General features: G+C 51.9%; 8 protein-coding genes and 1 pseudogene. 6 read left to right on the top strand and 3 right to left on the bottom strand.

Features of this window, described 5'->3' with window-relative positions; all coding sequences use genetic code 11:
• The first annotated feature begins 33 nt into the window (after positions 1–33).
• The 5 genes and pseudogenes from AB4O12_RS26695 to AB4O12_RS26675 all read left to right on the top strand — a co-directional run bounded on the left by AB4O12_RS26695 (position 34) and on the right by AB4O12_RS26675 (position 7,563).
• Complete coding sequence (locus AB4O12_RS26695) at positions 34–4,137, top strand: RHS repeat-associated core domain-containing protein (protein ID WP_460060004.1); 4,104 nt, start codon at positions 34–36, stop codon at positions 4,135–4,137.
• Between the two features lie 3 nt (positions 4,138–4,140).
• On the top strand, positions 4,141–4,473 hold the full coding sequence (locus tag AB4O12_RS26690) for a hypothetical protein (protein ID WP_039759068.1): 333 nt from the start codon (positions 4,141–4,143) through the stop codon (positions 4,471–4,473).
• Between the two features lie 22 nt (positions 4,474–4,495).
• Positions 4,496–5,228 (top strand): annotated as a pseudogene (locus tag AB4O12_RS26685) (RHS repeat-associated core domain-containing protein); the annotation flags it as partial.
• Between the two features lie 607 nt (positions 5,229–5,835).
• A complete protein-coding gene (locus AB4O12_RS26680; RefSeq protein ID WP_305382281.1) occupies positions 5,836–6,249 on the top strand; it encodes a hypothetical protein in 414 nt (137 codons plus the stop codon).
• Positions 6,250–7,257: 1,008 nt separating this feature from the next.
• On the top strand, positions 7,258–7,563 hold the full coding sequence (locus AB4O12_RS26675; RefSeq protein WP_305382280.1) for a hypothetical protein: 306 nt from the start codon (positions 7,258–7,260) through the stop codon (positions 7,561–7,563).
• Positions 7,564–8,557: 994 nt separating this feature from the next.
• On the opposite strand, the gene AB4O12_RS26670 is transcribed toward AB4O12_RS26675, so the two are convergent.
• The gene (locus tag AB4O12_RS26670) at positions 8,558–9,289 is read right to left on the bottom strand and encodes a tellurite resistance TerB family protein (RefSeq protein WP_375123175.1); all 732 of its coding nucleotides are present in this window, start codon (positions 9,287–9,289) and stop codon (positions 8,558–8,560) included.
• Positions 9,290–9,468: 179 nt separating this feature from the next.
• Entirely contained in the window at positions 9,469–9,654 is a 186-nt protein-coding gene (locus AB4O12_RS26665; RefSeq protein ID WP_041478186.1) for a hypothetical protein, read from the bottom strand.
• Between the two features lie 403 nt (positions 9,655–10,057).
• On the opposite strand from AB4O12_RS26665, the gene AB4O12_RS26660 reads away from it, so the two are divergent.
• Positions 10,058–11,686 (top strand): glucan biosynthesis protein D, encoded by a 1,629-nt coding sequence (locus AB4O12_RS26660; RefSeq protein ID WP_095180451.1) that lies wholly within the window; start codon positions 10,058–10,060, stop codon positions 11,684–11,686.
• Between the two features lie 178 nt (positions 11,687–11,864).
• Here AB4O12_RS26660 and AB4O12_RS26655 read toward each other — a convergent pair whose 3' ends face one another.
• Positions 11,865–12,971 carry an NADH:flavin oxidoreductase/NADH oxidase gene (locus tag AB4O12_RS26655; RefSeq protein WP_039759093.1) on the bottom strand — a complete coding sequence of 369 codons (1,107 nt, stop codon included), beginning with the start codon at positions 12,969–12,971 and terminating at the stop codon, positions 11,865–11,867.
• Positions 12,972–12,995: the final 24 nt, after the last annotated feature.

Below are 12,995 nucleotides of genomic sequence, written 5' to 3'. Positions count from 1 at the left end.
TTCACTTCCTCTTACATTGCCCAGCAAAAGGGAATGATCATAGGCAGCTGGGAGGCAATAAAGTCAGCGTTTGACGGAATTAAACGTATATTCGAGATACTGAAAGATCCAAAAAAATTCGCGGAAGAATTAGGAGACAGCGCGCAAGATCTCCTAAAGCTGGCCAAAGAAACACCAGCTGCAATGGAAAAGCTGATGTTGTTAGCTAGCGACCAAGCCGCACTATTCCTAGTTCTCAAGGCGTCGGGAATCTGGTTAGCACAGCTTCCTCCGAGCTTGATTTCAGGAAAAACAGCTGAGCAGCTGTCCAGCGCTATTGTAACAGTCCTGATCGATATACTGTTGGCGATAGTCTTAACTTTTGCAGCGGAGGGCTCGGGGATTGCATACCTGGGCGTCCGCCTTATCAATTATGGCAGCAAAGTCGTCGAAGCTGTTTCTGGGTTCGTAAGATCAATATTCAGCATCCTCAAAAAATTCATGGAAGCAATCGAGGGTTACAAAAAACTTGCTACGAGAGCTGCTGCTGGAACGTTTGCCAAAGGCAAGGTGAGACTTGGTTGGGATCGACAAGATCACGCGAAGGTAGCGAGTACCGAACACGTTGACGACAAATCAAAACAATCGACGAACCATGATGACAAAGCTGTTGCATGCACCCAAGACACTTGTGTTAACGGATGCCCTGTATCAATGGTTACCGGAGAAGAGCTTCTAACTCTTACTGACGGACAGTTAAACGGAACCCTTCCATTCGCATGGACCCGCCTATACCGTACCAGTTCAGTAGAGGTGGATTGTGGGCTTGGCTACGGATGGAGTCATGCTTTGGCGCAAAGACTCCAGGTTAATCAAGATGGGATAGTTTGGACGGATCATGAAAACCGTGTTACTCATTTTCCGCACCCTAGCAGTCAACGACCAGCTATTACCAACAGCCTAGCCAAAGCTGCCATTTTTTTAGGTGATGATCCCTCTGAACTAATTCTCACCCAGGCCGGGGAGCGCCCACTGTTCTATCATTTTAAGTACGACAACATGGGCGCAACCCTTATCGCAATAACTGACCGGTATCACAATCGGCTGCATATTGGCAGGGATATTCACGGAAGAATCAAACGGGTAGATAACGGAGCAGGACGAGGCCTGCTATTAAGATATGATCGACAACATATCGTGTCTGTGGATATTCAACAATTCACTCCTGCAGACAATCTGGAAGACGCTTGGATTACCATTCAGACACTTGTCACCTACAAATACGACGAACGCAATCGCCTTATAGAAGTAAAAAATGCCGCTGGTGAAAGTGAACTATATAGCTACGACCATCTGAACGTGATTCAGGAGCGACAACTTGCGGGCGGGGCAAGCTTCTTTTGGGAATGGGAAAAGGAAGGTAAATCCGCTCGATGCATTCATCACTGGGCAAATTTTACTCAAATGGATGCCCGCTATTCTTGGGATGACGACGGAAGCGTTACCGTCACTAATGTTGACGGGAGTGAGGAAGTCTACACTCATGATGATCATGCAAGGCTCATAAGTAAGATCGAGCCAGATGGTGCTGAACACATCAACGTTTATGACGACAAAGGGCGATTGATTGCCGAAAAAGACCCGATGGGTGCAGTCACCGAATACCAATACAATGACGCGGGCCGAATGGAAGCGCTCATTCCTCCTGAGGATACACCCACTCTCTACGATTACTCCTTTGGATTTCTGTCTGAGGTTCGTCGAGGCGATTCGATCTGGAAATATACCCGAAATAAACAAGGGGATATCACTCAACAGATTGATCCTAATGGGAACACTACACATTACTCCTACGACAGCCGTGGTCGCCTGCTGGAAATTCGGCAGTCAGATGGCAGCCGCCATAAACTAACCTGGAACAATCTCGGCGAATTGTTAGAGGAGCAACTGCCAGACGGTGGCAAACGAAAATACCGCTACGATGCACTTGGGCGGCAAACCATTCGTCAGGATGAAACTGGCGCGATCACACAATATCAATGGGACGCGGTCGGCCGCCTGAATCAGGTCACTTTGCCCGGCGGCACCACCCGTGCTTTTACCTACAATCCGTATGGCCGTGTCACCGCCGAGCGCGACGAGCTCGGCCGCATCACCCGCTACGAATACGCCGATAATCTGCACCTCGTCAGCCGCCGCATCAATCCCGACGGCAGCCAACTGCGCTATCGCTACGACAACTCGCGCCTGCTGCTCACTGAAATTGAAAACGAGCGCGGCGAGCACTACCACCTCGAATACTACGCCAACGGCCTGATCCAGCAGGAAACCGGCTTCGACGGCCGACGCACCGCGTACGAGTACGACCTGAACGGCCAACTGCTCAAGAAAACCGAGTTCGGCGATGACGGTAGCGAACTGACCACCGAATATCAGCGGGATGCCGCTGGCCGTTTGCTGGTCAAGACGCTGCCCGATGGCGAAGAGATTCATTACAGCTACGACGCGCTTGGTCGCCTCGTTAACGTCGACGACGGCCACTGGCCGCTCGCCTATAAATACGACCTGCAAGACCGACTCATCGAAGAACACCAGGGCTGGGGCACTCTGCGCTACGAATACGACAGCGTCGGCCAGCTCAAGCACTGCCGATTGCCCGATGGAAGCAAACTCGATTATCGTCACCAGCCTGGCGGGCAACTCAGCAGCATCGACCTCAACGGCTCACGCCTGACCAGCCATCAGTTCAACGCCGGTCGCGAACAACAGCGCCAACAAGGCTTGCTGCTCAGCCAGTACCAATACGACGAACAGGGCCGACTTCAAGCACACAGCGTCAGCCAGCGGGACATACACCTGTTCCAGCGCCGCTACCAATACGACGCCAATGGCAACCTCGCCGGCATCGACGACAGCCGCAAAGGCAACCGCAGCTATCACTACGATCCACTCGACCGATTGATCAGCGTACGCGGCGCCATGCCAGAGAGCTTCGCTCACGACCCGGCGGGCAACCTCCTCGGACAAAATGACCTGCCCGTTGCGAACCTCGCAAACGTCAAAGGCAACCGCTTGCTGATGCAAGGCGACCGCCATTACGATTACGACGCCTACGGCAACTTGATCCGCGAGCGTCGCGGAACCGGCCAAAAGCTCGTCACCGAATACCGCTACGACTGCCAACACCGCCTGATCGGCGTCAGCCTGCCGGGTGGCAGCACCGCAAGCTACAAATACGACACCTTCGGCCGCCGCATCGAGAAAACCGTCGACGGCCACACCACTGAATTCCTCTGGCAAGGCGAACGTCTGATCGCCGAAAGCGCCGAAAACCGTTACCGCAGCTACATCTACGAACCGGGCACCTTCCGCCCGTTGGCAATGCTCGAAGGCGAAGGCCCGCTAAAAGCGGCCCCGTTCTACTATCAACTCGACCACCTCGGCACACCGCAGGAACTCACCGACTACAGCGGCGAGATCATGTGGTCAGCGAAGTACCAGGCCTACGGCAACCTCGCGGCGCTGGATGTGAGCGAAATCGATAATCCGCTGCGTTTTCAGGGTCAGTATTTCGACGCCGAGACAGGGTTACATTACAACCGCCACCGCTACTACAATCCGGGGACTGGCCGGTTCTTGACGCCGGATCCGATCAAGCTTGCGGGTGGGTTGAACAGCTACCAGTACGTGCCTAACCCTACGGGGTGGGTGGATCCTTTAGGGTTGAATACTTGTCCTGGAGGCGAAAACTGTACGCCTAGCATCGGCGCTGATGATTCCGCTATAAAACCAAAAGTAGATGAAGGCGACCAAAAAGCGCCCGAAACAGGGGGAGCTGCCCGCGCGGCTCTATATTCCGCGAATTGGCCTAAAGCAAACTTAAACAGTGCCGTTGAAAAATTCGCTGGAAGCAATCCAATCGTCAGCACTACGGACAAGGGCAAAAGAATATATAAAAACCCCCAAAACGGGATAGAAGTGGTTGAAGACATGAACGGAAATTATTTCAGAATTTATGATCCTTCCTTGCCTGGAAAGCGTAAGTATTTAAACCTTGAAGGAATTATTCCGAGCAATAAAACGCTTCCAAACGGTAAGCAAGCCGGAAGAACACAAAGCGAATATAACGAAGTCACGCACTTCAACAAGGAACCATAAAAAATGAAAACAATTTCAGTACCCTTATCTAGAGATGCAATGCATCGCTTGGACTTGGATGAATGCATACCCGGCGACTTAGAAGAGCTATCAGTCTCAGAAGAAGAATTTCTAGCCCTTTCAAAAACGGGGGTACTTGAGGAAATAAACTCGACGCTGAGCAAACTCATCGATGAATATGAAGACGAAAGCATCCAAGGACAAACCGAGTTAGAATCAGCTCTCAAGATATTTCAAAAATTATTTGCCACTACAAATTCCGACACACTAAGGAAGATCATACATCTCAACGAAATGGCGATGAAATACGATACAGGTATGTTTTTTTACTTCTAATCCTCATACTCGACGGCGAAAGCCAATTAAAGCTACGTCGTTCCACAACGAGCTTGGCTACCTAGCACGCCGCAGGAACTTATCGACTACAACATCGAATAATGTAGTCGGTGAAGTCCCGCGCCTACGACAACCTCGCAGCGCTTGATGTCAGCGAAATCGATAATCCGCTGCGTTTTTAAGGGCAGTATTTCGACGCCGAGACAGGGTTACATTACAACCGCCACCGCTACTATAATCCGAGCACTGGGCGGTTCTTGACGCCGGACCCGATCAAGCTTGCGGGTGGGTTGAACAGCTACCAGTACGTGCCTAACCCTACGGGGTGGGTGGATCCGTTGGGGCTGAACGGGTGCCCAGGCCAAACAAAATTTACGAGAAAAGACAAATTCTATGGTTCGCGCAGAGCTGCATTTCAAGACGCAAAACGTGATGCGAGAATACCCACGTCAGCTGAACCAATGGAAGTCAACCATGTTGCCCTTACAAAAATAGGTGAACATGGAGTAGGAAAGCAAAATGTTCTCGATGCAGATGGCAATATTGTTTATACAAGGGAATATCATTATAAAAATATTGACAATGAGCGCGTGGTAATTCAGGAACACTCGTATGGGCATGAAGATTTCCCAAGCGACCATGCTTCGCATAAACCGCATTTCAATGTAAGAGAGTATGACCCCGAAACCGGAAATGCAGACCGCAACAGGACCTTCCACCTAAAAAGTGTCTCCACCCATTATGTTTTCGAGTAACTAAAATGTGGACAGATTTCATTTCAGACAAGAAACAATGGCTAGCCATCTTCGGAAATGGTTATACACCAACAAACCTTAGTATCTCTCATGCCATATTTAGCGACAACGCAATAACCTTAAAGCTATTCAGCCATCTCACAGGCAACAGCTATCCAGAGAAATGGATGAAAAACGGATATAACGAATACACATTTGACCTAATCATCAACGGTGTAACAACGGTGGAGATTATAAATTTCAGCTTCTACGGACCGCTAGAGCTAGAAATAAAAAAACACAACAACAATTACGAGATAAAGACAACGATCAACACGCTATGCAACTTTGCCTGCAGTGCTAGCGCAATATTCATAACTAATATCAAAGCCTACCACAATGACGGAGCAGTTTAGAGCTTCAAAACCCCAAGCTGACATAATTTATACACGGAAACCATAGAACAAATGGGGACAGGACAGATGGAGACGACCGATGGGGACAGATTTATTTTCTAATGAAATAAATCTGTCCCCATCGGTCATTGACCAGCCACAAAACATAGTATCGACGACATAAAACTTTAGGATAACGCCCCATCCGTACCATCCGGGTATTTTGAAATCAAATGAAAGTCAAATGCATAACAAATAGAATAGACGAAAGGTTTACGCTAGACACTGCAGCAAGACTGAAGCGCTATATCTCTGTCGGCGACAGTGAACTAGATATAGAAATTGGAAAAGAATATATAGTTTACGGTATAGAGCTCTGGGACAATTACCCTTGGGTTTATATATGCTCAGAGTCATATGATGAATACCCTAAACCTTTCGCATTAGATTTTTTTGAAATCACTGAAAGAAAAATCTCGTCTCACTGGGTCCTTAAGTCACAACACACATATAACAAAAAAATCAAAACACAGCTCGTTTTTTGCGAATGGGCTGATGACGACAGCTTTTATGAAAAACTGGTCAACGAAGATGAAAGATGCATCGAGGCATTTGAAAGCTATAGAAAAATTATGAACGCTGAATAGAGCATAAAAAGCGCACCTAGTATTTTAGTGCGCAAGTAGAAAACCGTCATTCTTTGGTGCATGACAAAGGTTCTTCTCAATGTCGCTACAGCTAAGATGCCAATGGCAACTTTCGTGGAGTCGACGTCAGCCGCAACTGAGCATGGAAAGCGCCGAGAACCGTTACTTTCAGAAACTCAACACCCAAAAATTCCCGGGCTATCTGAAATAACTTACGGACGAGACTCGTTGGATCGTACAGGCCAAGCAGTCGGCATAAAAGAGGTTGGCAGCCCAAAACTATGTACGATCCATCTATAATTTCTACAGATAAAATGTTCAACACAGGCAGAGAAGCGGCCGCCAAGGACTACCACTAAGCCCGATCCGGTGGCAACCGAGCTTACAGTGCTTCTTATGACGGAATAACCTTCAGAATCTATCTTGATGAAACTTTGACCACAGTCACCCACTTCCACCCAACAATGAAATAACTATGAATATAAATATTAGCAGCTCTCAAGAAAACATAATTCACAATTGCTTGTTAGATCTCTTAGAGTCCTCTTCAAGCAACCACTCCAGCTTCCTACTCAAAGCGCTCCATAGCCTTCTTCATTCACAAGGATTCGGAATAGAGATGTCTGGTATATACATCAGCACCGATGCCGACCGAGAAAACATACCCACCTATTTAACTACAGGTATTGCATTCGAGTTCATGGATAATCACGTCACTTTACCATTCAGAGATGCGATCGCATGCATCACCAATTGGTACAACCATCACGACAATATCAGAAACCCTGAACTAGATAAGATTATTGAGGACTTAAAAGTAAAGTTTTTACAATATGGTATTTAACCACGAAAATGCGTCATTTTTCATTACAGCCTTTAGTAGAAATGAGAACGAGCACAAGAGGACCGAGACAAGGAGTAAAAGCGCTGTGAAAGAGGACAGACTTATTTATACAAACCGAATATAGCCCCCCTTTTCTTACTCTCGCAATTAAAAGCAAAAAAAACATGAAATTTAAAAAAATAATACGTCTCGGCGGAAAAGTAATTTTCGACGAACTATCCAACCTAATCGATTACGACATAGCACTCATCTCAGAGAACCTGAAAGAGGATCTCTTACAGGCAGCATTCCCAAACGAACAAATATTAGACATCGGATGGTATCCTGAATTTGACAAAAATGGTGCCTTTAGAATTTCATTAATTGCAAATCGAGATTGGGAATCTCCGATATACACCGACACCGCCAAAACGTGGAGCGACCTTGGCAAAATCTTAGATCACACGCTGCATAAAGTTAAACAAATCTGATGCAGGCTTCACATATTAGGAGTATATGGGGAAAGCAGTGGACCTGACATTGGCTAAGCCATAGGGTGTAGCGGCGCTGCCAATCGATGACAAAATTTGTTAGAGCAACCCACTACGCTAAAGCAGTGCGCAGTCGCTGCCTAATGCCTATGCCTATGCCTATGCCTATACAATTAATTTGGGAAAAGCCTCAGACCTGTAGTACAAGGGAGTTTCTTTCGGGTAAAAAAATCTCGACAACCAAACTTATAACAGCGAAAGCAAAACCATGATATTTAAGTGCTCGGGCAACGCAGTCAATCCAAATACCGTATCTTATAGAAGCTTGAGATTCGGAGAGGCGGTTACGATCAAGACTCAGCCCTACATACTGCAAATCAAACCCGGCGACTTTCCAAGAAAGTTTGAAATTATTGCAGATACGTTTATTTCGGAATGCAGGATTGACGATACCGTGCAAGGCTATGCGGACATCCCCGAGCTTGCGACAGTTGATTACCCGACTTTCAATGAACTTCTGAACACCCATCCAAACCTAGCAGCAAGTTTGATCGAAGATTATCTTTACTTCGAACTCTTCTATCATCTTTTTCAAAACCCAACCAACCTACAGCTGGTTATCAACAACATCAACAACGTATATACAGAAAAAGATTCAATAATAATCACGGGAGACACATACCCATTCAAATACTTCTAGCAGAAGGAAACTTGCTCGTCGGCAGGCCCGCCGACTCAGACCTCAACGGTCGACTGCTGAATAACACCGATCTGGCGACGAAGTCAGTGCTCTAATCACCGATTGCTAGTGATCTATTTGCCAGCTCTATTACGCGGATAGTACCAAAAGTATGTACAGAGCCAGCCGCAAGAGCAATGTCCGCCATCGGGACAAAGATCGATTCAACGCCGTTACGAGAACGACTGAAACGCATGAAGTCTAGCTAACGTAAAAGGGCAACCGCCTGCTGATGCCCGGCGATCGCCACTACGATTACACGCTATCCGCCCCCGCCAACCGCACCTGCCTCTCCAACTCCACCTTCAACCCCGGCTCCAATTTCAACTGCCGTGCCAGTTCATCCAGATAGCTCTTCTCCATAAAATTCTCCTCATCCACCAGCATCACACTGGCGATGTACATCTCCGCCGCCATTTCCGGCGTGCTGGCCGCGCGGGCGACGTCGGTGGGGTCGAGGGGTTTGTTGAGTTCGGCGTGGAGCCAGTGTTGCAGCTCCTGGTCGTTGTCGAGTTTGGTGAATTCGCCTTCGATCAGTTCGCGTTCGCGCTCGTCGATGTGGCCGTCGGCCTTGGCGGCGGCGACCAGGGCTTTGAGGATCGCCTGGCTGTGTTCTTCGACTTGCGCGGGTGGCAGGCGGTCGAGGGTTTGTGGTTCGCGTTGGGGTGCGCTGCCTTTTTGGGCGTTGTAGTTGCCGTAGGCCTTGTAAGCCAGTACGCCCAGCGCGGCGAGGCCGCCGTAGATGGCGACTTTGCCGCCGACCTTGCGGACTTTTTTGTTGCCGAGCAGCAGGCCCATCGCGCCCGCGGCCAATGCGCCGCCGCCCGCGCCGGACAGCAGGCCGCCGAGGCCGCTGGAGCCAGACGAGCCACCGAGCAAACCGCCCAGTCCGCTGGCAGCCGACTTGTTGGAAGCGCCACCAGTCTTGTTCTGCAGCATTTCCTGCCCGGACTTGAGCAGTTGATCGAGCAATCCACGGGTGTTCATGTTCCGTCTCCAAACAAGGGTTATCCGGATCTAAGGCCCTCAGCCTAGTTCGAAAGTGCCCGACCCCGACCTGCGAGTGTGCTTCGAGATGTTGCTCGCCACTCAGAAGGGCATGTTTCGAGCGTTACGCAAATGAAAAAGGGGCAGGCTTCTCGGCCGGCCCCCTTCTCCCCTCCCCCTTAGAATCGCGAAACACTCCGCATCGCATCCACCAGATAGCGCATGGCAATCCGGTCGCTTTCCGATAGTTCTCGATAACGCTCCACAAGTTTCAATTCTTCGGAATTGAGGCGGCGTCTTCTGCGCCCGCCGCCCAAGCAAGGGAAGATGCCCAACATTTCGGTGATGCTCTGTATTTTTGCCATGGACGATGTCCTTCTCTATTGAGTCAAGAAACTGCTGAACCTCACATCGCCCTGCCTCTTCGAGCAGCGTCGTGTGCCCCGCCGGCACGAAGGCTTGTATCCGGTCTTGCCCATAGAATAGGAATTAAATCGGCGTTGAAAAGCGGTTTTTAGAGTAATTAATCGAAAAAAGCAGATATGCCCTCTAAATCAGAGAGCCCTGTCAGAAAAATTACAGACATGTCTTGTTTCATTGCCAGGTGACGCAACGCAAACAAGCCTTTTTGCCCGACAATCGAACCGATTAAGCTAGCGGGCATCTGTTTATAGTCCGTTGCGTTTGGCCGAAGGCATGACCGAACCGTAATTTCCGATCCGACAGGTGCCAGGAACGGCGCTGGATTGCACACGACAGGTTGTATTTATGCACCGCAGGAATTTGCTCAAAGCGTCCATGGCCATTGCGGCCTATACCGGTCTTTCCGCGTCGGGCCTGTTGGCCGCCCGCGCTTGGGCAGCCAATGGCGGCGCCGCCGATGGCGAGGCCCAGGCCTTCGATTTCGAAGCATTGAAGCGTCAGGCCAAGCAGCTCGCCGGCAGTGCCTATCAGGATACGAAACAGGTGTTGCCGCCAACCCTGGCGACCATGACTCCGCAGAACTTCAACGCGATCCGCTACGACGGCGAGCATTCCTTGTGGAAGGAAAACAAAGGTCAGCTGGACGTGCAGTTCTTCCACGTCGGCATGGGTTTCCGTCAGCCGGTGCGCATGTACAGCGTTGATCCGAAGACGCGCATGGCGCGCGAGGTGCATTTCCGTCCGGCGCTGTTCAATTACGAGAACACTTCGGTCGACACCCAGCAGCTCAAGGGCGACCTGGGTTTTGCCGGCTTCAAACTGTTCAAGGCGCCGGAGCTGGATCGGCATGACGTGGTGTCGTTTCTGGGCGCCAGCTATTTCCGTGCGGTCGATGCCACTGGCCAATATGGCCTTTCCGCGCGCGGCCTGGCCATCGACACTTACGCGAAGAAACGCGAAGAGTTTCCCGACTTCACCAAGTTCTGGTTCGAGACGCCTGACAAGAACGCCACGCGTTTTGTGGTCTACGCCCTGCTCGACTCGCCGAGCGCGACCGGCGCCTATCGCTTTGACATCGATTGCCAGGCCGAGCGCGTGGTCATGGAAATCGACGCGCACATCAATGCTCGTACCACCATCGAACAACTCGGCGTGGCGCCAATGACGAGCATGTTCAGCTGCGGCACCCACGAACGGCGCATGTGCGACACCATTCATCCGCAGATTCACGACTCCGATCGCCTGGCAATGTGGCGCGGCAATGGCGAGTGGATCTGCCGGCCGTTGAACAACCCGGCGACGCTGCAATTCAATGCATTTGCCGACAAGGACCCGAAGGGTTTCGGCCTGGTGCAGACCGACCACGAATTCGCCAACTATCAGGACACTGTCGACTGGTACAGCAAGCGCCCGAGCCTGTGGGTAGAACCTACAACCGCCTGGGGCGAAGGCTCTATCGATCTGCTGGAAATTCCTACGACCGGCGAGACGCTGGATAACATCGTCGCCTTCTGGACGCCGAAGAAACCCGTGGCTGCCGGTGATTCGCTGAACTACGGGTACAAGCTCTACTGGAGCGCGCTGCCACCGGTCGGCACGCCACTGGCCCGGGTGCACGCGACGCGTTCGGGCATGGGCGGCTTCACCGAGGGCTGGGCGCCGGGTGAGCATTACCCGCCAGTGTGGGCGCGGCGCTTTGCCGTAGACTTCACCGGTGGCGGCCTTGAGCGCCTGCCACAGGGCACCGGGATCGAGCCGGTGATTACCTGTTCCAACGGCAAGGTGCAGGACTTCAGCGTGTTGGTGCTGGATGACATCAAGGGTTACCGGATCCTGTTCGACTGGTACCCGACCAATGACAGCGTCGAGCCAGTGGAACTGCGCTTGTTCATTCGCACCAATGACCGCACGTTGAGCGAGACCTGGTTGTACCAGTATTTCCCGCCGGCGCCGGACAAGCGTAAATACCCTTGAGGTTATAAGGCGGCTGTTCTGGCGTCATTCGCGAGCAGGCTCGCTCCCACAGGGGTCCGCATTCCTACTGTGGGAGCGAGCCTGCTCGCGAAGAGGCCCGCCTGACAACGCAAACTTGTGCCGAATAGAAAAAGCCCCGACCATCACCGGCTCGGGGCTTTTGCTTTCCAGCCTTCAATCAATCACGCAAATCCGACTCATGAATCGGCTGGTCGCGATGGGTAGCACGTTGATACTGCGCCGGCCACACCGCTTTGCGCCCACCCAGATCATCGTCGGCATGCAGCGGCCAGTACGGATCGCGCAGCAGCTCTCGGGCGAGGAAAATGATATCGGCCTGACAGGTACGCAGAATGTGCTCGGCCTGGGCCGGCTCGGTAATCATTCCGACAGTACCGGTGGCGATGCCTGACTCTTTGCGTACCCGCTCGGCAAAGCGCGTCTGATAACCGGGTCCGACCGGAATTTCCGCGTTTGCAGCTGTCCCTCCTGAAGACACGTCGATGAGATCGGCGCCCAGCGTGTGAAGGCGACGCGCCAGCTCCACGGTTTCGTCCGGGTTCCAGCCGTCTTCGACCCAGTCGGTCGCCGAGACGCGGACAAACACTGGCAATTCCTCCGGCCATACCGCCCTCACCGCTTCAGTGACTTGCAGCACCAGACGGATACGATTCTCGAACGAACCACCGTACTGATCGCGACGTTGGTTGCTCAGCGGCGAAAGAAACTGATGCAGCAGATAGCCGTGCGCGGCATGCACCTCGACCACGCTGAAACCCGCCGTCAGCGCGCGTTTGGCCGCGTCGACAAAGGCCTGGATCACTTCGGCGATCTGCCCCTCATCCAGCTGCTTCGGTTGAGTGTGCTGCGGGTCGAAAGCAATCGGCGATGGCCCGACCGGGGTCCAGCCGCCGTCCTCGGGCTTGACACTGCCATGCTTGCCGATCCACGGCCGGTGGGTGCTGGCCTTGCGCCCGGCGTGGGCCAGTTGAATACCGGCGACCGCGCCCTGGGCGGTGATGAAGCGAGTGATGCGTTGCAGCGGTTCGATCTGTTCGTCGTTCCACAGGCCAAGGTCTTCGGCGGTGATGCGTCCGTCGGCGGTAACCGCCGTGGCTTCGGTAAAAACCAGACCGGCACCGCCCACCGCGCGGCTACCCAGGTGCACCAGGTGCCAGTCGTTGGCCAGGCCGTCGACGCTGGAGTACTGGCACATCGGCGACACGGCGATGCGGTTGGGCAGGGTCAGTTGGCGAAGAGTAAAGGGTTCAAGCAGCAGACTCATGGGGCACCTCTCGAATCAGTGGGC

The sequence above is a fragment of the Pseudomonas sp. S2_A05 genome, from assembly GCF_054668485.1.
Note: the sequence above shows the minus strand (reverse complement) of the source record. Positions and strands in the feature narration are given on the sequence as shown.

Coding starts and splice junctions, on each gene's coding strand:
- AB4O12_RS26660 (WP_095180451.1), top strand. CDS start 10,058: ATGCACCGCAGGAATTTGCTCAAAGCGTCCATGGCCATTGCGGCCTAT.
- AB4O12_RS26690 (WP_039759068.1), top strand. CDS start 4,141: ATGAAAACAATTTCAGTACCCTTATCTAGAGATGCAATGCATCGCTTG.
- AB4O12_RS26695 (WP_460060004.1), top strand. CDS start 34: ATGATCATAGGCAGCTGGGAGGCAATAAAGTCAGCGTTTGACGGAATT.
- AB4O12_RS26670 (WP_375123175.1), bottom strand. CDS start 9,289: ATGAACACCCGTGGATTGCTCGATCAACTGCTCAAGTCCGGGCAGGAA.
- AB4O12_RS26665 (WP_041478186.1), bottom strand. CDS start 9,654: ATGGCAAAAATACAGAGCATCACCGAAATGTTGGGCATCTTCCCTTGC.
- AB4O12_RS26675 (WP_305382280.1), top strand. CDS start 7,258: ATGAAATTTAAAAAAATAATACGTCTCGGCGGAAAAGTAATTTTCGAC.
- AB4O12_RS26680 (WP_305382281.1), top strand. CDS start 5,836: ATGAAAGTCAAATGCATAACAAATAGAATAGACGAAAGGTTTACGCTA.
- AB4O12_RS26655 (WP_039759093.1), bottom strand. CDS start 12,971: ATGAGTCTGCTGCTTGAACCCTTTACTCTTCGCCAACTGACCCTGCCC.